General features: G+C 38.9%; 20 protein-coding genes. 19 read left to right on the plus strand and 1 reads right to left on the minus strand.

Features of this window, described 5'->3' with window-relative positions; all coding sequences use genetic code 11:
* The 17 genes from NLW78_RS12245 to NLW78_RS12325 all read left to right on the plus strand — a co-directional run.
* On the plus strand, nt 1-1,059 hold a 1,059-nt coding region (locus NLW78_RS12245; protein WP_254497434.1), incomplete at its 5' end, for an OmpL47-type beta-barrel domain-containing protein.
* 119 nt (nt 1,060-1,178) lie between these two features.
* Complete coding sequence (gene flaG, locus NLW78_RS12250) at nt 1,179-1,508, plus strand: flagellar protein FlaG (protein WP_254497435.1); 330 nt, start codon at nt 1,179-1,181, stop codon at nt 1,506-1,508.
* A 12-nt stretch (nt 1,509-1,520) separates the two neighbouring features.
* The gene (gene fliD / locus NLW78_RS12255) at nt 1,521-3,587 is read left to right on the plus strand and encodes a flagellar filament capping protein FliD (protein ID WP_254497436.1); all 2,067 of its coding nucleotides are present in this window, start codon (nt 1,521-1,523) and stop codon (nt 3,585-3,587) included.
* Nucleotides 3,588-3,615: 28 nt separating this feature from the next.
* Nucleotides 3,616-4,014 carry a flagellar export chaperone FliS gene (fliS, locus tag NLW78_RS12260; RefSeq protein WP_254497437.1) on the plus strand — a complete coding sequence of 133 codons (399 nt, stop codon included), beginning with the start codon at nt 3,616-3,618 and terminating at the stop codon, nt 4,012-4,014.
* Entirely contained in the window at nt 4,014-4,367 is a 354-nt protein-coding gene (locus tag NLW78_RS12265; RefSeq protein WP_254497438.1) for a flagellar protein FliT, read from the plus strand. The genes fliS and NLW78_RS12265 overlap by 1 nt, the downstream gene beginning before the upstream one ends.
* An 8-nt stretch (nt 4,368-4,375) precedes the next feature.
* A complete protein-coding gene (locus NLW78_RS12270; protein WP_254497439.1) occupies nt 4,376-4,738 on the plus strand; it encodes a DUF8042 domain-containing protein in 363 nt (120 codons plus the stop codon).
* A 129-nt stretch (nt 4,739-4,867) separates the two neighbouring features.
* Nucleotides 4,868-5,428 (plus strand): ribosome hibernation-promoting factor, HPF/YfiA family, encoded by a 561-nt coding sequence (gene hpf, locus NLW78_RS12275; RefSeq protein WP_254497440.1) that lies wholly within the window; start codon nt 4,868-4,870, stop codon nt 5,426-5,428.
* Between the two features lie 464 nt (nt 5,429-5,892).
* Nucleotides 5,893-8,403, plus strand: a complete 2,511-nt coding sequence (gene secA, locus NLW78_RS12280) for a preprotein translocase subunit SecA (RefSeq protein ID WP_254497644.1) — start codon at nt 5,893-5,895, stop codon at nt 8,401-8,403.
* 79 nt (nt 8,404-8,482) lie between these two features.
* A protein-coding gene (gene prfB / locus NLW78_RS12285) for a peptide chain release factor 2 (RefSeq protein WP_254497441.1) occupies nt 8,483-9,584 on the plus strand; the annotation gives its coding sequence in 2 pieces (ribosomal slippage) (nt 8,483-8,554 and nt 8,556-9,584; 1,101 coding nt in all).
* Between the two features lie 155 nt (nt 9,585-9,739).
* Nucleotides 9,740-10,606 carry a YitT family protein gene (locus tag NLW78_RS12290; protein WP_254497442.1) on the plus strand — a complete coding sequence of 289 codons (867 nt, stop codon included), beginning with the start codon at nt 9,740-9,742 and terminating at the stop codon, nt 10,604-10,606.
* A gap of 52 nt (nt 10,607-10,658) precedes the next feature.
* Nucleotides 10,659-10,982, plus strand: coding sequence for a cytochrome c551 (cccB, locus tag NLW78_RS12295; RefSeq protein ID WP_254497443.1), 324 nt, complete (start codon nt 10,659-10,661; stop codon nt 10,980-10,982).
* A 282-nt stretch (nt 10,983-11,264) separates the two neighbouring features.
* The gene (gene ftsE / locus NLW78_RS12300) at nt 11,265-11,951 is read left to right on the plus strand and encodes a cell division ATP-binding protein FtsE (protein WP_254497444.1); all 687 of its coding nucleotides are present in this window, start codon (nt 11,265-11,267) and stop codon (nt 11,949-11,951) included.
* On the plus strand, nt 11,941-12,834 hold the full coding sequence (gene ftsX / locus NLW78_RS12305; RefSeq protein ID WP_254497445.1) for a permease-like cell division protein FtsX: 894 nt from the start codon (nt 11,941-11,943) through the stop codon (nt 12,832-12,834). The genes ftsE and ftsX overlap by 11 nt, the downstream gene beginning before the upstream one ends.
* A gap of 34 nt (nt 12,835-12,868) precedes the next feature.
* Nucleotides 12,869-14,113, plus strand: coding sequence for a murein hydrolase activator EnvC family protein (locus NLW78_RS12310; RefSeq protein WP_254497446.1), 1,245 nt, complete (start codon nt 12,869-12,871; stop codon nt 14,111-14,113).
* Nucleotides 14,114-14,231: 118 nt separating this feature from the next.
* Nucleotides 14,232-15,725, plus strand: a complete 1,494-nt coding sequence (locus NLW78_RS12315) for a S41 family peptidase (protein ID WP_254497447.1) — start codon at nt 14,232-14,234, stop codon at nt 15,723-15,725.
* A 176-nt stretch (nt 15,726-15,901) separates the two neighbouring features.
* On the plus strand, nt 15,902-17,314 hold the full coding sequence (gene glcD, locus NLW78_RS12320) for a glycolate oxidase subunit GlcD (protein ID WP_254497448.1): 1,413 nt from the start codon (nt 15,902-15,904) through the stop codon (nt 17,312-17,314).
* Entirely contained in the window at nt 17,311-18,639 is a 1,329-nt protein-coding gene (locus tag NLW78_RS12325; protein ID WP_254497449.1) for a (Fe-S)-binding protein, read from the plus strand. The genes glcD and NLW78_RS12325 overlap by 4 nt, the downstream gene beginning before the upstream one ends.
* A gap of 65 nt (nt 18,640-18,704) precedes the next feature.
* Here NLW78_RS12325 and NLW78_RS12330 read toward each other — a convergent pair whose 3' ends face one another.
* Nucleotides 18,705-19,556, minus strand: a complete 852-nt coding sequence (locus tag NLW78_RS12330) for a DUF6612 family protein (RefSeq protein ID WP_254497450.1) — start codon at nt 19,554-19,556, stop codon at nt 18,705-18,707.
* Nucleotides 19,557-19,683: 127 nt separating this feature from the next.
* Between NLW78_RS12330 and NLW78_RS12335 the strand changes: the two genes are divergently transcribed.
* Both NLW78_RS12335 and uvrB read left to right on the plus strand, forming a co-directional pair.
* Entirely contained in the window at nt 19,684-20,877 is a 1,194-nt protein-coding gene (locus tag NLW78_RS12335) for a PDZ domain-containing protein (protein ID WP_254497451.1), read from the plus strand.
* A gap of 176 nt (nt 20,878-21,053) precedes the next feature.
* Nucleotides 21,054-23,033 carry an excinuclease ABC subunit UvrB gene (uvrB, locus tag NLW78_RS12340; protein ID WP_254497452.1) on the plus strand — a complete coding sequence of 660 codons (1,980 nt, stop codon included), beginning with the start codon at nt 21,054-21,056 and terminating at the stop codon, nt 23,031-23,033.
* The last annotated feature ends 4 nt before the right edge of the window (nt 23,034-23,037 follow it).

Raw genomic sequence — 23,037 nt, forward strand, 5'->3', positions numbered from 1 at the left:
ACGGTAGAACTAACAGCAACAGACAACTTAAGTGGAGTTGAGAAAACATACTACTCAGTAAACGGTTCTGAATTTAAAGAAGGAACAAGCTTTGTTGTAACAGAAGAAGGAGTTAACGAAGTATCTTTCTATAGTGTAGACAAAGCCGGAAACGTAGAAGACGCAAATACAGTGGAGGTAATGTTAGATAAGACACCTCCAGTAACAGAATCTAATGTGACGGACGAGTGGTTGAAAGATGACTTTACGGTAGAACTAACAGCAACAGACAACTTAAGTGGAGTTGAGAAAACATACTACTCAGTAAACGGTTCTGAATTTAAAGAAGGAACAAGCTTTGTTGTAACAGAAGAAGGAGTTAACGAAGTATCTTACTACAGCGTAGATAAAGCTGGAAATGTTGAAGAAGCAAACTCAGTGGAAGTGAAAATTGATAAAACAGCACCAGTTGTAATTGATGGATTTGAGGAAGAATATGAACTTGGGCAAGACATTAAACTAACATACTTTGCCTTTGATAGCATAAGTGGTATTGCATCACAATCTATTACAGTAAACGGTGAAGAGTACGAAAAAGGTGACCTGTTCTCTCTTGATCAACCAGGAGATTATACAGTGAAAGTGGAAGTAACAGACCATGCTGGTTGGCAAACGACAGTGGAAAAACAATTTACAGTTTATATTCCTGCTGACGTTAAAGTATTGTCGGGCTCTAATAATGGTAAAAGTTCAAATGATAAAGGGAAGAAGCCAAATCAAGGAAATGGGAATAATGGAATCTTTAATGTAAAAGTGTCCATTAGTGAAGAGTTTGAACCAGGATTTGAACTTACAACTGTAACTGTTAATGGAGTTAATGCTGTGGCCCAAAATGAAGGGAACGAACAACTAGCTAATCAAGGGAAATTTAAATTTGCCCGAAAAGATTTTGGTTGGAGTGTCATTCAAGGACAGAACAAAGCAAATAACTCTAATTATGAGGAAGTACAAGTAGAGTTCCGCGGATACAATACCGAAGGTCATTTAGTTATAGGTAGCACTACAATCTACGTTAAATAAATAAAAAAGAGGAAATCTATTTAGTAGATTTCCTCTTTTTTTCTAAATGCGCCTCTCAACTATAAAAAAATGCAAACAATTACCGATATATATTATATAGACACGAGGGGATGACGCTTATGGAAGTTTCTAATATATTATCCAAGGCAAACGTTAATACAATAATATTAGAGAATTCAAATATAAGTAAATCGGTTGAACGAGAACAGAGTCAAGAAATAATTGATGTCGAAAAGGTTCGTCAAATTGTTGAAACGTTAAATGAATTTCTAAAGCCTACTCACACATCAGTGAAATATAATTTACATGAACAATTGAATGATTACTATGTTACAGTGATAGATTCTGAAACAAACGCTGTAATAAAAGAAATTCCATCTAGGAAAATTTTAGATATATATGCTTCGATGATTGAGCGTATGGGTTTAGTAGTAGACGAAAAGATATAGGAGGTCGCAATCATGAGAATTGGTGGTTTAGCAACGGGAATGGATATTGATTCAATAGTAAGAAACTTAATGCAGGCAGAACGTATTCCCTTAACAAAGCTCTCACAGGATCGGCAGCTTTTAGAGTGGAAAAGGGATGAATACCGAAATATGAACTCTCTTTTATTGAACTTCCGACAGAATTTAACGGATATGCGTATGACATCTAGTTACCGTGCACGTACAGTAACATCTTCAAATGAGAATCTCGTATCCGCAACGGTCTCAAGTTCAGCAGATCAAACATCTTACACAATTTCATCTGTGAGTCAGTTAGCATCTGCAGCATCGAAAGTAAATGGTGGAAGCGTCTTTACGGACACGTCCGTGGATACAAAAAAAAGCTTATATCAATTAACCGGTGAATTTTCAAACCAAGACTGGACATGGAATTCAGGGAGTGTTGAAAAGAAAACAATATCTGTAGATGCAGCAAGTGATACTTTCTCTCTAGAATTAGCAGATGGTATTCAAATGAAAAATGCGGATACAGAGATGAGTGTAAAGGTAAACGGAAAATCGTATGAGGTTGTGACAACTGGGACGCAAGCCGACCTTACTGATAATCAAGTTTTAGTAGATGATAACGGAAATCTAACGTTTAAAAATGAATTGTCTGCGGGATCTACCATTTCGGCAAATTACATTACAACGGGAAGAGTAGATACCTTTAACCCAACAGAGGATACACAAACGTTACAATTAACAAAAAAATCTATTGTTGAAGGTAGTGCTACCATAACTGTAGATGGCAATACAACTTATACCACGAATAATGGAGACGTATTAAATGACGCTAATGAAGTAGTAGGTTCTATTGACCATAATACTGGAGAAATTACGTTTGACGAAACGAAAGTAACTATTAAAGCTGGTTCAAATGTGGATGTAAGTTATGAGCAAAATTATACGAGCTTTAAAGTTGGCGCACATACTTCAAGTGGCTATAAAGAAGAGCTTTTTAATGTGGAAGGTTCGAGTACACTTTCGAATGTAACATCTCATGTAAATAACTCTGGTGTAGGCGTGAACATGTTTTACGATTCTGCTACCGGCCAAATGTCCATGACTCGTACAGAAACCGGTAACTATAATGGCTTAGATCCAAATGATGCAGATTATAGTGCTGCTGATCATGATATTACTACTTCTGGTGATTTTATTAATAAAGGTTTACGTTTTGGTGGAGTAGAAGAAACAGGTGGTCAAAACGCAAAATTTACTATTAACGGTATGGAAACGGAACGCAAAACGAATACGTTTGATATGTCAGGTGTAACGTTTACGCTTAAACAAGCCTTTACTGATCAAAGTGTCGACATTACAGTTAATAATGATACACAATCCGTGGTTGATAAAATCAAAGGTTTTGTCGACATATACAACACATTAATAGGAAGCATCCAAGATAAAATCAATGAACCGAGATACCGTGATTATAAACCGCTGGGTGACGAAGAACGACAAGGTATGTCCGATAAACAAGCGGAGATGTGGGAAGAACGTGCTAGAAGCGGTATGCTAAGAAGAGACACTATACTAAGCGGTGCTTTAACAAGTATGCGAAATGATCTTTATTCAAGAGTGCAAGATGCTGATATACCGTCGGAATACCAACAATTAACCGGAATTGGTATAACCACGACTTCCAATTATCGTGAAGGCGGAAAACTTCAAATTAATGAGTCAAAATTAAAAGAAGCATTAGAAAATGATCCAGATGCTGTGGAAAAGTTATTTATGAATAAAGGTACCGGTAACGGTGACGAAGGAATCATTACAAGGTTGGCAGATACTGTTAGTGATACAATGTCTCGAATTACAGATCGTGCCGGAAACAGTTTCCGTACGAATGATCAATATTCCTTAGGAAGACAAATTAAAGATATGAACAACCGAATTCGTTCTTTTGAACAACGCTTAGTAAGTGTAGAGGATCGTTATTGGAATCAATTTACTGCGATGGAAAAGGCGATTCAACAAATGAACAGTCAATCGATGCAATTAATGCAACAATTTGGCGGCGGTATGATGATGTAATGATGAAAAAAAGGAGTGTTTTATTATAATGGCAAAACCAGCGTACGAAGTTTACCAAAACCAATCCATGAACACAGCATCACCTGGGGAGTTAACACTCAAACTATATAATGGCTGTTTAAAGTTTATAAAACTAGCTAAAGAAGGTATAGAAAACAAAGATTTTGAATTGAAAAATACTAACATACAGAAATCGCAACGTATTATACAGGAGTTAATGATTACACTTGATCCAAGTTATGAAATTACAAATGAAATGTTACCGCTGTATGAGTATATCCATCATCGTTTAATGGAAGCGAATGTGAACAACGACATTAAGGCGTTAGAGGAGGCTGCTGAGTTTGTTGCGGAATTCAGAGATGCGTGGAAACAAGTGCTACTCATCAACCGTAAAGCACAATATGGAGAGGGCGGGAAAGCTTAATGTCAGATGTCCAAAAACTCCACGAACTGACAACAAAACTCGCACAAAAAGTTAAAACTTACCAAAATGCTGAAGCCCGTGAGGAATCCATTACTGAAATCTTGTCACTGTTAGACGAACGAGAGGCCCTCATGCAGAAGCTCTCTCCTCCTTATACAGAGAAGGAGAAAGCACTCGGTCAGGAAATTGTGAAAATGAACGAGCAAATAGAAGAACAACTACAATTCTTCTTCACTCAATTAAAAGGGAATTTAAAACAAGTCCAACATCAAAAGCGTTCCAATAAAAAGTATGTGAATCCGTATGGGAACACCTCTACTTCCGACGGTATGTTTTTTGATAAACGAAACTAGGAGGATATATGGCAACTTTAAAAGAGGGCGAATTAACGTTTCTGAAAAAGTATAACGAATTATTAAATAGTATGGATGAGGGCTTCACTTTTCTTAGCGAAGTAACAGACTTTGAAGATGCTACTATTTCTACGGTATTTGCTGATTTGGTTCATGCTTTCCAACAACTAAATGTAAGCCACGAACAACTTATTTCGATCATAGAATGGAATGATTTCTCGCCGTTCCAAAAAGCTGTAGAAGCCATGTCTACATGGTTTGAAACAGCTGAGGAAAACAAACAAGAACTAGTAACGAATCATATTATACCAGCCTTTCAAGCTTGGCGACGTCCAATTCAGTTAAAGCTAAACCAATACCTTCAACATTAAATCGCATTCAGTGCGATTTTCTTTTTTGGTTAAATTATTTAATAATTCTAAAAATTCTGCTCGTTTAAAAAGGAATGTTGAAGGGCATCGTAGAATAACAATACATAAGAGCGAAAGGAGGAGCTTCATATGCAATACAACATTCGAGGCGAGAATATTGAGGTTACGAGCGCAATTCAGAGGTACGTCGAAAAAAAGATAGGTAAACTAGAACGATACTTCCATTCACCTGTCACTTCTGATGTACATGTTAATGTAAGTGTTTTTAATGAAAAACAGCGCATTGAAGTAACAATCCCGATGCAAGAATTACTCCTGCGTGCTGAAGAGGAACATGATGACCTTTACGCTGCTACTGATTTAGTCATCGATAAATTAGAGCGTCAAGTTCGAAAGCATAAAACGAAAATTAATCGGAAGTTCCGACAACAAGGTGCCCCTAAATATGTATTGGCTGAATTAGAAAATGAGGCATTTCAACGTATTCAACGTGAGGAAGAACATGAAGAAAACATCGAAATTGTCAGAACGAAACGATTTGATTTAAAGCCGATGGACTCGGAAGAAGCTGTTCTACAAATGGATATGCTGGGACATAGTTTTTATGTGTTTACAAATGCGGAAACAGGTGACACAAACGTCGTCTACCGTCGTAAGGATGGACGGTACGGATTGATTGAACCAAGTTAATATACTTAACCGACTCTGTCATATGACAGAGTCTTTTTTATGGAAGGGTTGAAAATTTTTGTTGTTTTTTTGATTTAAACGTAAGTTTTCTGCAAAAGGTAATAGAGATTTTCGCAAAAAACGACTGAAAACTGGACTTTTTTACAATTGGATATAATCAAGTATTCGTGCTATAACAAAAATGTAAACATATTAGGAGACGTTATCCATATTCCACTTACAAGAGAAAAAACGTATTGCCTCCACCCTTCCAACTTCCTTTTCCATTTCTTCACTTCTTATATATGTTTCCATTCCATTCCGTTCCCCGGATACGTCTCCAGTTTAGAGACAGCGCGAAAGCTGTCTTTTTTTCTTGTCTGGAACCAATGCCTATTCAGTTGGCATGACGTTTCTATAAGTGTTATGATTAACTATGGAATATTCTATTTTAGTGTTGATTATAAAAATAGAGGTGCAAAGTGATGCGTGGATTATTGAAAAAAGTATTTGGAGATCCAACTGCAAAGCAGTTAAAGAAGTACGGAGCCATTGCTGATCGAATTGAATCGTTAGAACCAGAGATGAAATTACTATCAGATGATGCGTTGAAAAATAAGACAAAAGAATTTCAAGAACGATATGAAAACGGTGAATCATTAGACGACATGTTAGTAGAAGCATACGCGGTTGTACGGGAAGCGTCACAGCGTGTATTACACATGCGTCCATATTATGTTCAGTTACTTGGTGCAATTGCGATGCACGAAGGTAACATTGCCGAAATGAAAACAGGTGAGGGGAAAACATTAGCTTCTACAATGCCTGTTTACTTGAATGCAATTACGAAAAAAGGTGTACATGTAGTTACAGTAAACGACTATTTAGCAGACCGTGATGCAAAGGAAATGGGACAACTTTATAATTTTCTCGGTTTAACCGTAGGGTTAAACATGAGCGGAATGTCTAAAGAAGAAAAACGGGATGCCTATGCAGCTGACGTTACATACGGTACGAACAATGAATTTGGGTTTGATTACTTACGTGACAACATGGTGCTCTATAAAGAGCAAATGGTACAGCGCCCACTTCATTATGCGATTATTGATGAGGTCGACTCCATTTTAATTGATGAGGCACGTACACCGCTTATCATATCAGGTACAGCGCAAAAATCAGCGAATTTATATCGTCAGGCTGATTCATTTGCGAGTACGTTAAAAAATGATGAAGATTATACGTTTGATGAAAAAACGAAAAACGTTCAATTAACGGAAGAAGGTATCAATAAGGCAGAGCGCTTTTTTAGTGTTGAAAACTTATATGATCTGTCCAATGTATCGTTAACTCACCACATTAACCAGGCGTTAAAAGCTCACGTAATAATGAAACGGGATACGGATTACGTTGTCCAAGAAGGAGAAGTTGTCATCGTTGACCAGTTTACTGGGCGTTTAATGAAAGGGCGTCGCTATAGTGATGGGCTTCACCAAGCGATCGAAGCGAAGGAAGGATTGCAAGTCCAAAAGGAAAGCATGACCCTTGCGACGATTACGTTCCAAAACCTTTTCCGCATGTATGAAAAACTTGCAGGTATGACAGGTACAGCGAAAACAGAAGAGGAAGAGTTCCGTAACATATATAACATGGACGTTGTCGTTATCCCAACAAACCGTCTGATCCAACGGGATGATCGTGCAGACTTAATCTATAAAACGATAGAAGGGAAGTACCGTGCCCTTGTTAAGGATATTAAGGAACGCCATGAGAAAGGACAACCTATCCTCGTTGGTACTGTAGCTGTTGAAACATCCGAAATTATTTCACAGCAATTGAAAAAGGCGGGCGTAAAACATAATGTATTGAACGCGAAAAATCATTTTCGTGAAGCGGAAATTATATTAGAAGCAGGCCAAAAAGGTGCTGTGACCATTGCAACTAACATGGCTGGTCGTGGAACAGACATTAAATTAGGTGAAGGTGTGAAAGAGGTAGGCGGACTCGCAGTAATTGGTACGGAACGTCATGAGTCAAGACGTATTGATAACCAGTTGCGTGGACGTGCTGGCCGTCAAGGTGATCCAGGTGTTTCTCAGTTTTATTTATCAATGGAAGACGAGTTAATGCGTCGATTCGGGTCCGACAATATGAAAAATATGATGGACCGTCTCGGGATGGATGACGATCAGCCGATTGAGAGTAAAATGGTGTCTCGTGCAGTAGAATCAGCACAAAAACGTGTAGAAGGAAATAACTTTGACGCACGTAAAACATTGCTGTCATATGATGACGTCCTACGCCAACAGCGTGAAATTATTTATAAGCAACGCTTTGAAGTGCTGGATTCGGCAAACTTGCGAGAAATTATTGAAGGTATGATTCAATCTACGCTAGATCGGGTTGTCAGTACTCATACGCAGGATGAACTTGACGAGAATTGGGACTTACAATCAATTGTTGATTATGTACGAGCGAACTTGCTTGAGCAAGCCGAAATTACGGTTGATCATTTGAAAGGGAAAGAGCCGGAAGAAATTACCGAGTTCATTATGGATAAAGTAAAAGCGAAGTATGATGAAAAAGAACAGGAACTATCTGACGAACAAATGCGTGAGTTTGAAAAGGTTATCCTACTTCGTACTGTTGATACCAAATGGATGGATCATATTGACCAAATGGATCAACTACGTCAAGGTATCCATCTACGTGCATACGGCCAAACTGATCCATTACGTGAGTATCAAATGGAAGGGTTTGCGATGTTCGAGCAAATGATCGCTTCGATTGAAGAAGAGGTAACGCGCTACATTATGAAGGCGCAAATCCGTGAGAACTTACAGCGACAAGAAGTTGTAAAAGGTGCCACGGCTGTAAGCGGGGGCAATCACCGTGAACAGAAGAAGCGGAAACCAGTAGTGAAAAAAGAAACGGTTAGAAGAAACGACCCATGCCCTTGTGGAAGTGGGAAGAAATATAAACAATGTTGTGGACGTTAACCAATACTTTAGGCACTCCCTCAAACAGAGGGGTGTCTTTTGATGTGAGCTTTGAACAATATGAATGAGGTGGTCTTCCATGGATTTAACAGAAATTAAGCAAGAACTGGATAAAATGGCTAATCGTTTAGCGGACTTTAGGGGGTCTCTTTGACTTATCGGTAAAAAAGGATCGAATTGCTGAACTTGAACAGGAGATGACTACACCTGATTTTTGGGATAATCAGGATAAGGCCCAAAAAGTGATTAATGAAGTCAATTCCATTAAGGAGTTAGTACAATCCTTTGAAAAGAATGAAGAAGCGTTAGAAAATTTAGAAGCCAACTATGAACTGGTAAAAGATGAAGATGACCCAGAACTAAGGGAAGAGCTTGAAGAGGAAGTAAAATTACTAACAGATGAACTGAATCAGTTTGAATTACAAATGCTTCTTAGTGACCCGTATGACCGTAACAATGCAATTTTAGAGCTACATCCTGGTGCTGGTGGGACGGAATCACAAGACTGGGCAAGTATGTTGCTTCGTATGTATACCCGTTGGGCTGAGAAAAAAGGATTTAAAGTTGAGACAATGGATTATTTACCTGGTGATGAAGCAGGCGTAAAAAGTGTTACATTGCTTATTAAAGGCCATAATGCCTACGGATACTTAAAAGCGGAGAAGGGGATCCATCGTTTAGTTCGTATCTCACCATTTGACTCCTCAGGTCGACGTCATACTTCATTTGTCTCTTGTGAAGTCATGCCAGAATTTGATGATGATGTAGAGGTAGATGTAAAAACTGAAGACTTGAAAATCGATACGTATCGTTCAAGTGGAGCAGGCGGACAGCACGTGAATACGACTGATTCTGCAGTTAGGATAACGCACGTGCCAACAAACACAGTAGTAACCTGTCAGTCAGAGCGTTCCCAAATTAAAAACCGTGAAAAAGCGATGAAGATGTTAAAGGCGAAACTGTATCAATTAGAAATTGAACGTAAGCAACAGGAGCTTGATGAAATTCGTGGTGAGCAAAAAGATATCGGCTGGGGTAGTCAAATCCGCTCGTATGTATTCCACCCATACTCGATGGTTAAAGATCATCGAACAAATGTAGAAGTCGGTAACGTCCAAGGTGTAATGGACGGAGAGCTGGGCCCATTCATCGATGCGTACTTACGCTCGAAGTTGTCATAATAAGATGGAAGGTAGGATGCCCTATCTTCCTTTTTTTGTCGTTGCTGCTTTACCGGGGTAATGTGTTAATTTAACCGCGTTTACGGCTTCTGAAATGTGTGTTATATTCCAAACGGACTATTCGTTACAGAACGTAAACAGAGGGGATAAACGTGATGTTACATAATTCTCGTAGAACACCACTTTCACCAAAACAGTTGGTGTTAATTGAATATTTTTATGTACTGTTAGGATCATTTTTTGTTGCTATCTCATTTAATGTATTTCTATTACCAAATCGAGTAGCCTCAGGTGGGGTTGCCGGGATTAGTACGATTACAGAGGCAGTATTTCAGTGGGAGCCGGCACTTGTTCAAGGTGCGTTAAATGTTCCTCTATTTTTAGCGGGCGTAATAATATTAGGAGCAAATTTTGGGTTGAAGTCTTTTGTCGGAACGCTGATTTTACCATTTTTCGTTTATCTTACCAAGGATATCGACCCTGCAACGATGAATCCGTTGCTCGGAGCTATTTTTGGTGGTATGGGTGTAGGTCTTGGTTTAGGTATCGTGTTTCGTGGTCGGGCCTCTACTGGTGGAATTGATGTTGCAGCCCAAATTTTACATCGTTATACAAACATATCCCTCGGGCTATGTATTGCGATTATCGATGGTGCTATTGTCGTAACCTCTGCTCTCGTCTTTAATGTCGAGCAAGGTTTATATGCGTTAATTGGTTTGTTTATTACGAGTCGAACAATTGATGTTGTTCAAGTAGGCTTTAATACATCGAAAAATGTCATGATTATTACGAAATATCCGAATGAAGTAAGGGATGAAATTTTTGCAAAAGTTGACCGTGGCGTGACAATTTTAAGTGGGACTGGTGGTTACACGAATGAGGAACGGAACGTCATTATGTGTGTTGTTGACCAAAAGGAATTTTCGCAATTAACTCGAATTGTAAAAGGTATTGATCCGGGTGCTTTCGTTGTGGCCATGGCAGCGGCTGAAGTACTTGGAGAAGGGTTTAAATCAACATAAATCGGTTATAATAACGGTAATTCGAAACCGTTGACGAGGGGGATCTTTAAACATGAAGAAGGTAATGCGATTCACATCTCTTAGCGCAATATTATTATTAGCCGCATGCGGTGGGGGAGGCGACGGTGCTGAAGGTGGAAATGACACTGACGCACCGAATGCAAACGGAGAACAAATTTATGAAAATAACTGCTCTTTTTGCCATGGCGCTGATCTATCTGGAGGAGCAGGCCCTAACTTGCAAAACGTAGGGGATAAGTATGAACGAGATGAGATTGTCCATATTATCTTAAATGGAAAAGGGAATATGCAAAAAGTAAATGTATCAGAAGAAGACGCCCAGACAGTTGCAGATTGGTTACTAACGCGGGATTAATATAGAGAATGAACTAGAAAGACACCTTATGTTGCGAAATGTTCGCAAACATAAGGTGTTTTTTTGTCGAACGAAATACCATATTGATACAAAAATGTAATATGATTTTGTCTGAAAAGAACGAAATAGATGTTATAATAATATGTAACAAACATTAGATTACAAAAAGGTACAAAAAATAACAAATTGTATCGAATCGATTATAATAATAGATTTATAAACTACAGATAGAGAATAGCAACATCATGTCAACACAACTTTAGAGTACAGGTGGTAGACAAAATGATTGAGATGAAAAATGTGCACAAAACATATAAAAATGGCGTAACCGCTTTAAGTGGTATTGATCTCTCCATTGAAGCTGGTGAATTTGTTTATGTTGTTGGACCAAGTGGTGCTGGAAAAACGACGTTTATTAAAATGATGTATCGCGAAGTACAACCTTCTAAAGGTAGTGTTCAAATTAACGGTTATGACATAACGAAAATTAAAGATAAACAAGTTCCATACTTACGTAGGGGAATTGGTGTAGTTTTTCAGGACTTTAAACTTCTTTCAAAATATACAGTGTATGAGAATATAGCTTTCGCCCTAGAAGTGATTGAAGAAAACCCGAAAAAAATTCGGCGGAAAGTGATGGATGTACTAGACTTAGTAAAGTTGAAAAATAAAGCTAGATTTCTCCCCGACGAATTATCGGGTGGAGAACAGCAACGTGTTTCGATTGCCCGCGCCATCGTGAACAATCCGAAAATTATGATTGCCGATGAACCGACAGGAAATTTAGATCCAGATACGTCGTGGGATATTATGCGCATCTTAGAAGAAATTAACTCGAGAGGAACGACGATTGTCATGGCGACACACAGTAAAGATATAGTGAACACGTTAAAAAGGCGTGTTATTGCCATTGAAAATGGACGAGTAGTACGTGACGAGCAAAGAGGTGAATACGGATATGAAGCTTAGAACCGTTCGCCGTCACATTCGGGAAGGAAGCAAAAATATTGTTCGTAATGGTTGGATGACTGTTGCTTCGATTGGTGCTGTTACAACTACTTTAGTTCTTGTTGGAGTCTTTATTGCCATTATGATGAACATCAATCAAATGGCTACAAATGTGGAAAAGGATGTTCAAATTAAAGTTCTCATTGATCTCACAGCAGGTGAAACGGAGAGAACTCAACTAGAAAAACAAATAACAGACATACCGGAAGTATCCACCGTAGAATATTCCTCCAAGGATGATGAGTTACAGTCGTTGATGGAAAGCATGGGGGACGCCGGTGAAGTTTGGAGTTTATTCGAACAAGATAATCCACTAAATGATGCTTTTATTGTAAAAACGACAAATCCGATTGACACGATTGAAGTAGCGCGGCAAGTGGAAGACTTCGCCAATGTGTCTGAAGTTGTGTACGCAGAGAATGTCGTGAAAAAAATGTTTACATTTAATGAATATGCCAGATATATAGGAATTGGCCTAATTGGGGCACTTGTATTAATGGCTATCTTCCTCATTTCCAATACGATTAAAATTACAATCACTGCTAGAAAAAAAGAAATTGGCATTATGAAACTAGTAGGGGCAACAAACGGATTTATTCGATGGCCATTTTTCATTGAAGGATTGCTTATGGGAGTGTTAGGTTCTATCATCCCAATTGCTGTCGTAATGACTGGTTATCATTATGTTTATTACCAATTGAAAGACCGCATAACATTACCATTTATTGAGTTATTGCCATTTACCCCGTTTGCATGGCAGTTATCTGGTATGTTGCTGGCAATTGGCGGCTTTATCGGTATATGGGGAAGCATTATGAGCGTTCGTAAGTTCTTAAAAGTGTAGATAGAGAAAGAATGATGAGGGAGGAATCGGAACATTGAGGAAAAAGTCTATTGCCTTAATGACATTAGTTGTACTCTTAGCTGTATCTGTTACGTTTTCGAAAGGGAGTATTTCCTTTGCGAAAACTCTAGAAGATATTCAGCGGGAAATTGAAGAACTGAAAGATCAACAAAATAATTTAAAAGATCAAAAAAGTGACATTAGTAGTGAAAAGAGCACAATTGAAAACGAGATTGCGAGAAACATAGCAAAGCAAAAAGAAATTAGAGGATTAATTCAGCAGCTGGATAATCATATAACGGAAACAACGAAACAACTTGTTGAGAAGGAAGAAGAAATACATGAAACAGAAAATGATATCGAAGAATTAACGGGGAGTATTGAAGATTTGCAGCAGAAGATTGCTACCCGGGATATCATGTTAAAAGACCGTCTACGTAATTTACAAAAAAACGGTGGGCAAATTAACTACTTAGATGTAGTACTTGGAGCACAAGATTTTGGGGATTTATTAAACCGTAGTACGGCTGTATCAAAGATTATGGACCAAGATAAACGGATAATGGACAAGCAAGCCGAAGAAAAACAAGATTTAGAAGTCCAACAACAATTGCTTGAGGATAAAAAAGAAAATTTAGTTGCAAAAAAGGACGAGCTTGAATCCATTAAAGCGGACTTGGAAAAACAAAAACAAAGTCAAATTACGTTGGTAGCCCAACTTGAACAAGAGGAAGAAACGCTCCACAGCAATAAAATGTCTTTAGAAGAGCAAGCTGAGATTTTAGCTGCTCAGCAAAACTCAGTACAACAGTTACTGAAAAAGGCAGAACAGGAAAAGAAGCGATTAGAGCAAGTAAACCAAAATCCAAATGGGAAACTGTTTATTAACCCTTCGGATGGTTGGTTAACGAGTGGCTATGGTAAAAGATGGGGATCGATGCACTACGGAATTGATGTTGCAAAAGCTGGCACCGTACCTATTGTTTCCGTAGCAGATGGTATTGTATCCCGGTCCTACCGTTCTGCATCATATGGTGAAGTAGTTTTTATTACACACTACTTAGGTGGTAAGTTTTATACAACAGTTTATGCCCACATGCGCTACGGTTCTAGAACTGTAAGTGATGGAGATGAAGTAAAACAAGGACAACGGATTGGGTATATGGGGAATACAGGTGACTCAACTGGGCAACATTTACATTTTGAACTCCATTTAGGGCCACGCTGGACAGCTGACAAGTCCAATGCCGTCAATCCATTGAAGTACCTCTCTTACTAAATGGTACATGTTTACGGATGGAGAAACATATAGTATGATAGAAGGCATCGCACAGAGGTGTGATGCCTTTTTGTGCAAGGTGAACGGATTAGTAATGCAATTATAGAGGTGAAAAGTTATGAATTTAAGAGGCCGTTTTGTCGCAGTATTGATGGTTGTCGCGATGTTGTTTGGAGCAGGAGTTGCGTTTGCAGGAGTAAAAGCTGCTGACTATTTTCAAGATGCTGAAGGAAATAGTACAGATCCAATCGCAGAATTATCCGAAGAGGAACTGGATGATGCAAGACAGAAATTTTTAAACTCGTTTCAAAATCAAGGTGACTTTTCCAAGTTTGCTCGTGTATACGAAGCAATTCAGCAGAATTATGTTATGGACGTAACAGACGATGCACTTATTGAAGGTGCTATTAGTGGAATGTTAGAAACATTAGATGACCCATATAGTGTTTACATGGATCCTGAGACAGTGGAACAGTTTCAAGGTACGATTGAATCATCCTTTGAGGGAATTGGTGCTGAAGTTAGTATGATTGATGGGTTTGTTACCATCGTCTCCCCAATTAAAGGTTCACCAGCGGAAAAGGCAGGATTAAAACCAAACGATCAAATTTTAAGTGTAGATGGAGAAAGTTTAGAAGGACTTGATCTACATTCAGCTGTCATGAAGATTCGTGGTGAAAAAGGAACGACTGTAACGTTAGAAATACAGCGTAAAGGTGTTTCAGAATCACTATCCATCGATGTAGTGAGGGATACAATTTCAGTTGAAACGGTTTATAAGAGAACGGAAAAAGTGGACGGCAAAACAGTTGGAATTATTGAAATTGTCTCCTTCTCAGAGAAGACAGCGGTTGAGTTCGAAAGAGCGTTAAACGAATTGGAGACAGAAGAGAACATTGACGGTCTTTTAATTGATGTTCGGGGAAATCCAGGTGGATTATTTACCGTAGTTGAAGACATCGTGAAGCACTTTATTCCAGAAGATGAACCTTATGTCATGATTGAAAATCGGGACGGTGAGAAAACACGTTACTTCTCCGGAACGAAGGAGAAAAAAGATTATCCAGTCTCTGTATTGGTAAATGAAGGTAGTGCATCTGCTTCAGAAATTTTAGCAGCAGCTTTACATGAAGCGGCTGGCTATGACATCGTTGGAACAAAAACGTTCGGAAAAGGAACCGTTCAACAGACGATGGACTTAGGAGATGGCAGCAATTTAAAGTTAACAATTTATAAATGGCTAACTCCGAACGGAAATTGGATTCATAAAAAAGGGATTGAACCAACAGTAGAGGTAAAACAACCTGATTTTTATTACACAAATCCAATTCAGTTAACGAAACCACTTGAATACGATATGACAGGTGAACGAGTATCAAACGTTCAAATTATGCTGGATGGGCTTGGATATGACCCAGGGAGAAAAGACGGTTATTTTGGTAAGAAAACGGAAGAAGCCGTTAGCAAGTTCCAGCGGGATTATGGCCTCACAGTAACAGGTACAGTGAATGAAGAAACTGCTAGGAAAATTGAACAGGAAGTTATTAATGCCATTAACGATAACCACGGCGATAAACAGATGGAAAAAGCATTGGAAATATTGTTTCAGTAAGTGAGTGAGCTTGTAAACGAAGGTGCTCCCTTTGTTTACAAGCTTTTTTTGTATGCTTTATGCATATACACAATATAATTCTGCTTTTGTAGTATTGTTTTGTGTAATTGCCCATATCTTTTATAGGTCATTTTCACTAAAATAAACATAAGAAATGTATCTAAAGGAGAATGTGTATGCTTCCAGATGAATTTAAAACGAAGTTGGTACATATTGTCGGTGCGGAAAATGTGGCAGACTCCAATGCAAGTAAACTTGTTTATTCATTTGATGCAACACCACAGTTTCAATCGACGCCTGATGGGGTCGTGTCCCCCCGAAATACCGAAGAAGTAGCGAGTATCGTGAAGTTATGTAATGAATACCGCATTCCGATTGTACCGAGGGGATCAGGATCGAATTTAAGTGCAGGCACAACACCAACCGAAGGGGGAATTGTGTTACTGTTCAAACATATGAACAACATTTTGGAGGTTGATCAGGAAAATTTAACAGTAACGACACAACCGGGAGTGATTACTCAACAACTTATGGAGGCTGTTGAAGAGAAAGGATTGTTTTATCCTCCTGATCCAAGTTCAATGAAAATTTCCCAGATTGGTGGAAATATTAATGAAAACTCTGGTGGATTGCGAGGTTTGAAATACGGGGTCACTCGAGACTATGTCATGGGATTGGAAGTTGTACTGCCCAACGGTGATATTATACGAACCGGCGGAAAGTTGGCAAAAGATGTTGCCGGATATGACTTAACACGGCTGTTCGTCGGCTCTGAAGGAACGCTCGGTATTGTGACGGAAGCAACGTTAAAACTTTTGCCAATGCCAGAAGAAAAACAAACGATATTAGCTTTGTACGAAGATTTAGAGGCTGCTGCCCGTACAGTGTCGCAAATTATATCAAACCGAATCATTCCGGCAACATTAGAGTTTTTGGACCAATCTACGCTTCAAGTAGTAGAAGATTTTTCAAAGATTGGTTTACCAACTCATGTGAAAGCGGTGTTACTTATCGAGCAAGATGGTAATAAAGAGACAGTGGAAAATGATATGAAAAAGATAATGGACATTTGTAGAGAAAACGATGCAGTAGAAGTCAATAGTGCGAAAAGCGTAGCAGAAGCTGAAGCGTTACGAACAGCAAGACGCGCAGCTTTATCCGCCTTAGCAAGATTAAAGCCAACGACCATCTTAGAAGATGCGACAGTCCCACGATCCAACATTGCGAAAATGGTTGCAGCGATTAACACCATTGCTAACAAATATGAATTAGACATTTGTACATTCGGCCATGCTGGTGATGGAAACTTACACCCAACTTGTTTAACAGACGTACGAAACAAAGAAGAAATTGCGCGAGTGGAACATGCATTTGAAGAAATTTTCGCTGTCGCTGTTGAGTTAGGTGGAACGATTACAGGAGAGCACGGGGTCGGTGCTATGAAAGCACCGTATTTACATTGGAAGTTAGGGGAAGAAGGCGTTTCCGCAATGTTAAATGTGAAGAAGGCCTTTGACCCAAACAATATTATGAATCCAGGGAAAGTGTTTGCGAAGTCAGAGCGGAAACGTGTGGTGGTCACCCGATGAAGGCGATAGAAAAACAGCGAATCCAACAACAATTTCAAGAAAAAATGGATTATGATGAATTGTTAAATTGTATGCGTTGTGGATTTTGCTTGCCTAGCTGTCCTACATATATTGAATCTGTTCAGGATGAAAGGCATTCCCCTCGGGGTAGAATTGCCCTTATGAAGGCGGTTGTCGATGGGGAGATCGAGCCGGACGAAGAAGTGAAACGATCTCTCGACATGTGTTTAGGGTGTCGTGCATGTGAACCTGTTTGTCCATCTGGCGTACAATACGGTCATTTATTAGAACAAGCAAGAGATATCATTTATCAAAATAAGACGTCATCTCCTTCGGCGAAATTGATGAAACATTTCTTTTTCCATCAACTATTTCCTCATCAAAACCGAATGATTAATTTCACTTCATTACTAGGATTGTATCAACGTTCTGGAATGCAAAAGGTAGCGAGGAAAATAGGGGTTATGAATCTATTACCTGATAGCGTTCGTACGATGGAAAAAGTATTACCGAATGTACCGACAAAACATGAAATGAAATATAGGGAAAGACATTTTCAACCTAAAGATGCTAAAAAGAAGCGGGTTGCATTTTTCTCGGGATGTTTAATGGATACGATGTTTTTAGAAACGAACAAATCATCCATTAAGTTACTTCAATATGCTGGTTGTGAAATTGTTATCCCAGATCAACAGGCATGCTGTGGGGCCCTTCACGGACATGGTGGGGAAAAAGAGAAAGCGAAAGAGATGGCGAAACGGAATATTCAAGCTTTCGAAGAAGAAAACATTGATTATATTATTACAAATGCAGGTGGTTGTGGGGCGTTTCTCGTAGACTATGATCAACTACTAAAAGATGATAAAGAGTGGGCGGAACGGGCGAAAATGTTCGCGAGTAAAATTAAAGATATTACAAGTGTTTTAGTAGAATTAGAGTTTCATCGTCAGCCATTATCTTTAGATGATGAAGTGATCACTTATCAAGATTCCTGCCATTTACGGAATGGTCAGAAAACATTTATGGAGCCTCGTACACTTTTATCATCAATTTATGGGGCGACTTATGTGGAGATGAAAGATGCGAGTCGTTGCTGCGGGTCAGCTGGCATATATAACATTTTAGAATCAGAAATGTCTATGCAAATTTTAGACTATAAAATGAAACAAACGGTTGCAACGAAGGCGAAAACAGTAGTTACGGCTAACCCTGGATGTTTACTTCAAATGAAGTCAGGTATTGAAAAGGAAGGGTTATCTGATCAAGTTCGTGCGGTGCACATCGTAGATTTATTATTAGAAGCTTATGAAAACATTAGGTATTGAGTGAAAGAGGAAACATGTATATAGACCAACTCCCTCCTCTATAAGAGGGGGGAGAATAAGTGTGTTTAATTCGATTCTTCCATCGCTTCCTCAATGATGTCATCAGGGACTTTGATCTCGTTTATCGTGTTATAATCTTTAACGTTTAATGTAAATGTATAGTTCGCAGAAAGGTTCTCATCTTCTCCAACGAGTTCTAGTTGCCATGATAATGATTCAAGTAGCAAACTATCCTTATGAATTACCCCCTTCATTGAGGCTGTTACAATATCTACATTGCTTTCAGGCAAATTTTCGCTACCATCGATAGGCATTGAATGGAAAAAGCGATGTATATCTTGAATGTTTCCCCCTGCCAATACGATCATTTGCTCGTCTTGCTCTTCTATATCGATTTCTTCTTCCAGCGTTACAAGACTTTCATAAAAATCACCGGGGGAAAGCTTATCAAAAATATGATGTTGGTCACTCTCAGAAAATATCCAAGAACCAAACATCGAGTTGAAAGAGTAACTCCCATCAGGTGTATTATACGTTTCCATATGCACAGAAACATTTTCACCGTCCCCTGTAGTTGTTAACGTCGTACTTACATGGGATTGAAATGGGTCTAAAACAATTTCAGAAGTACTTTCCATTTCCATTGTCCCATCTTCATTCCCACTTACTTCTATAGATAAGGATGATTCTGTTATGTAACTGTTTTGTTTTTGCATAGCTAGGACCATTTTTGAAAACAACTCATTTGGGTTGTTTCGTACGTTATCATTTTGTTTCGTTTCTTCATTTGTTGCATTGTTTTCAGTAGTGGCTGGTTGTTGTTCGGCAGATTCATGTTCGTTGTCCGCTCGTTCATCTTGACTACAAGCAGTGAGCAGCAAGGAAATTATAAAGAAAACGTAGAAAGGAAATCTCACCAACAAACCCTCCTCACATGTTGAATCTGACAGAATTGTAAAAGTATATTCTGTTTCGGTCTGTTATATGAAGGAGATTACCTTTTTTTATCGAAATCTATTATAATACCGTTACGGAGGGAACAACATGATTGAGACGTTATTACTGGAATTATTAAGAGGAATATCATTTATTATCTATCAACCACTGTTTTATTGGTTCTTCCTTTTGCTTATAATTGTATCGGTAAAAAGGGCGAAACAGGAGCGGCTTGATTTCGGCTCGAAAATTTATCAGTTCGGAGCTGAATTACGTAACACGTGGTGGTTGAGTTTCACAAGTATGGTGATTCTTTCAGGGGCATTTATTGTTTCCGGAAGTTTTCTGCCAATCTCTTTTATTGTCTTACTTTCAGCTTGGACAATTGTATTATCTATTACTGGTAATTTAACGTTATTATCACCCGCTTACGTTTTTGGAATGACATTTGTTACCGTCCTTTTACTAGTTCAATTTTCAATCCCATATATCCCAACTGGATGGTATGCTGACTTATACGAATTACACTATCCGCTTGTATTATTGATTCTCAGTTTATTCTTGTTGATGGAAGCAATCCTTGTTTTTGCTACAAGGGAAGGCGGGTTTCCTCGTCTATTGAAAGGGAAGCGGGGAAAGTTTATTGGGATTCAGAAAGTGAATCGATTAACCGTCTTACCGTTGTTTGTGCTCATCCCGACAGGAGATATTACGTTACCTATACAATGGTGGCCTGTGTTCCCAGTAGGAAATGGGGGCTTCCACCTTATGCTTGTTCCCTTTTTAATTGGAGTAGACCAATCATTTCAAGGGATGTATGCGAAGGCAGGGGCGAAATTATTGGGGAAATGGATATTATTGCTTGCCTTATTAACAGGGGTTGCTGCGATTGGTAGTTTTTATGTACCTGTTGTTGCCTACATTGGCATCGGAATTGCTCTGATTGGTCGCTTTATTATCTTTTTATCGGTTCGGTTTGTTGATCAGGAAAAGTTGGCTCTATTTTCACCTCAATCAGATGGGTTGCCCATTTTAAGTGTGATCCCTCATAGTCCGGCACATAAAATGGGGCTTGAAGTGGGCGAAAAGATTGAAAAAGTAAATCAAATTCCGGTTTCCAATGAACAGGAATTTTATGAGGCAATTCAACGAAATCGAACCTTTTGCAAGCTGGAAGTACGCAACTTAGATGGTGAACTCCGGTTTGTACAGCGTGCGTTATATGAAGGAGAGCATCATGAACTTGGTCTCGTATTCATTAAGGAAAAACCACGTTTTCGTTTATATCAAGATTTATCGTAAAGCTTGCCTCATGATCGGCAGGCTTTTTTGTTATGTTCATAAGTGAATTTTGCAAAAATAGAAAGAAAAGCCTATTCTATAGGTAAATAGAAAAAGGGTTTGTAATCGAATGTCTGTTCGCTTTTATGTTACAATGTTTGTAATAAAGGAAACAGGTATGAAATGGAGGTCCGAATGTGGATAAGCAATTTGAGCTTATATCTAAATATCAACCTGAAGGTGACCAACCAAAAGCGATAAAAGAGTTGGTCGAAGGTATACATTCTAATAAAAAACATCAAACACTACTAGGAGCAACTGGAACTGGGAAAACTTTTACTATCTCAAATGTAATTAAAGAAGTGAACAAACCAACATTAGTCATTGCCCACAATAAAACGTTAGCGGGACAATTATATAGTGAATTTAAAGACTATTTTCCAAATAACGCAGTTGAATATTTTGTAAGTTACTATGATTACTATCAGCCAGAAGCTTATGTCCCACAGACGGATACATATATTGAGAAGGATGCAAGCATTAACGATGAAATTGATAAGTTGCGACACTCAGCTACTTCAGCATTATTCGAACGGCGTGATGTCATCATTGTAGCTAGTGTGTCCTGTATATATGGCTTAGGTTCGCCGGAAGAATATCGGGAGCTCGTATTGTCGTTACGAGTTGGAATGGAAAAAGAACGAGATGAACTTCTGCGAAATTTAGTAGATATTCAATATGCTCGAAACGATATTGATTTTCAACGGGGAACATTTCGGGTACGAGGTGATTCGGTCGAAATCATCCCTGCCTCTCGTGAGGAACACTGCATTCGGGTTGAGTTTTTCGGGGATGAGATAGATCGTATCCGTGAAGTAGATGCGTTAACGGGTGAAATTGTCGGAGACCGGGATCATGTAGCAATCTTTCCAGCTTCCCACTTCGTCACAAGGGAAGAAAAAATGAAAAAAGCAATTGCTAATATTGAAGATGAGCTCCAGGAACAATTGAAAAAATTACATGATGAAGGGAAGCTATTAGAAGCCCAGCGTCTAGAGCAACGGACGAACTACGATTTGGAAATGATGAGGGAAATGGGATTCTGTTCTGGAATCGAAAACTATTCCAGACATTTAACACTACGACCTCCAGGATCTACTCCTTATACGTTAATTGACTACTTCCCCGATGACTTTTTAATTGTGGCTGATGAGTCCCACGTTTCGATTCCACAAATACGAGGCATGTTTAACGGGGATAGAGCAAGAAAAATGACCCTCGTCGACCACGGGTTTCGTCTCCCTTCAGCCTTAGATAACCGACCATTGAAGTTTGAAGAGTTCGAACAGAAGGTCAATCAAATCGTGTACGTTTCGGCTACACCGGGCCCGTATGAATTAGAACGCACACCGAAAGTGACGGAACAAATTATCCGTCCTACAGGCTTGTTGGATCCTGAAATTGATATACGTCCAATTGAAGGGCAAATTGATGATCTAATAGGTGAAGTGAACAAGCGTACTGAACGTAACGAGCGGGTTCTTGTGACAACGTTAACGATAAAAATGGCCGAAGACTTAACCGACTACCTGAAGGATGTAGGATTCAAGGTTGCATATTTACATTCGGAAATTAAAACGTTAGAACGAATTGAAATTATTCGTGACTTACGGTTAGGAAAATATGATGTGTTAGTTGGGATTAACTTGTTACGTGAGGGTCTCGATTTACCCGAGGTTTCCTTAGTTGCTATACTGGATGCAGATAAAGAAGGGTTCCTTCGCTCGGAACGTTCCCTCATTCAAACAATTGGGCGAGCTGCCCGAAACGAACATGGTCAAGTAATTATGTATGCTAATAAAATAACGAACTCAATGAGAATAGCCATTGATGAGACAGAGCGTCGCCGTCAAAAGCAAATTGCATACAATGAGGCACATGGAATTGTACCGAAAACAATTAAAAAGGAAATTCGTGACGTCATTCGGGCAACCGTTGCTGCGGAGGAAGAAGAAACGTATGCAGTGAAGAATGATGTGGCGAAATTAAGTAAAGAAGAAAAAGCGAAAGTAATCGAAGAGATGGAAAAGGAAATGAAGCAAGCCGCAAAAGACTTACAGTTTGAGCGTGCTGCGGAATTGCGCGATATTATATTGGAGTTAAAATCGGAAGGATGAAATC

This window comes from Salirhabdus salicampi (genome assembly GCF_024259515.1).
Classification (GTDB): Bacteria; Bacillota; Bacilli; order Bacillales; family Alkalibacillaceae; genus Salirhabdus_A; species Salirhabdus_A salicampi.

Excerpts from the sequence above, each read along its gene's own strand:
- flaG (WP_254497435.1), top strand. The coding sequence starts at position 1,179 with ATGGAAGTTTCTAATATATTATCCAAGGCAAACGTTAATACAATAATA.
- fliD (WP_254497436.1), top strand. The coding sequence starts at position 1,521 with ATGAGAATTGGTGGTTTAGCAACGGGAATGGATATTGATTCAATAGTA.
- fliS (WP_254497437.1), top strand. The coding sequence starts at position 3,616 with ATGGCAAAACCAGCGTACGAAGTTTACCAAAACCAATCCATGAACACA.
- NLW78_RS12265 (WP_254497438.1), top strand. The coding sequence starts at position 4,014 with ATGTCAGATGTCCAAAAACTCCACGAACTGACAACAAAACTCGCACAA.
- NLW78_RS12270 (WP_254497439.1), top strand. The coding sequence starts at position 4,376 with ATGGCAACTTTAAAAGAGGGCGAATTAACGTTTCTGAAAAAGTATAAC.
- hpf (WP_254497440.1), top strand. The coding sequence starts at position 4,868 with ATGCAATACAACATTCGAGGCGAGAATATTGAGGTTACGAGCGCAATT.
- secA (WP_254497644.1), top strand. The coding sequence starts at position 5,893 with ATGCGTGGATTATTGAAAAAAGTATTTGGAGATCCAACTGCAAAGCAG.
- NLW78_RS12290 (WP_254497442.1), top strand. The coding sequence starts at position 9,740 with ATGTTACATAATTCTCGTAGAACACCACTTTCACCAAAACAGTTGGTG.
- cccB (WP_254497443.1), top strand. The coding sequence starts at position 10,659 with ATGAAGAAGGTAATGCGATTCACATCTCTTAGCGCAATATTATTATTA.
- ftsE (WP_254497444.1), top strand. The coding sequence starts at position 11,265 with ATGATTGAGATGAAAAATGTGCACAAAACATATAAAAATGGCGTAACC.
- ftsX (WP_254497445.1), top strand. The coding sequence starts at position 11,941 with ATGAAGCTTAGAACCGTTCGCCGTCACATTCGGGAAGGAAGCAAAAAT.
- NLW78_RS12315 (WP_254497447.1), top strand. The coding sequence starts at position 14,232 with ATGAATTTAAGAGGCCGTTTTGTCGCAGTATTGATGGTTGTCGCGATG.
- glcD (WP_254497448.1), top strand. The coding sequence starts at position 15,902 with ATGCTTCCAGATGAATTTAAAACGAAGTTGGTACATATTGTCGGTGCG.
- NLW78_RS12325 (WP_254497449.1), top strand. The coding sequence starts at position 17,311 with ATGAAGGCGATAGAAAAACAGCGAATCCAACAACAATTTCAAGAAAAA.
- NLW78_RS12335 (WP_254497451.1), top strand. The coding sequence starts at position 19,684 with ATGATTGAGACGTTATTACTGGAATTATTAAGAGGAATATCATTTATT.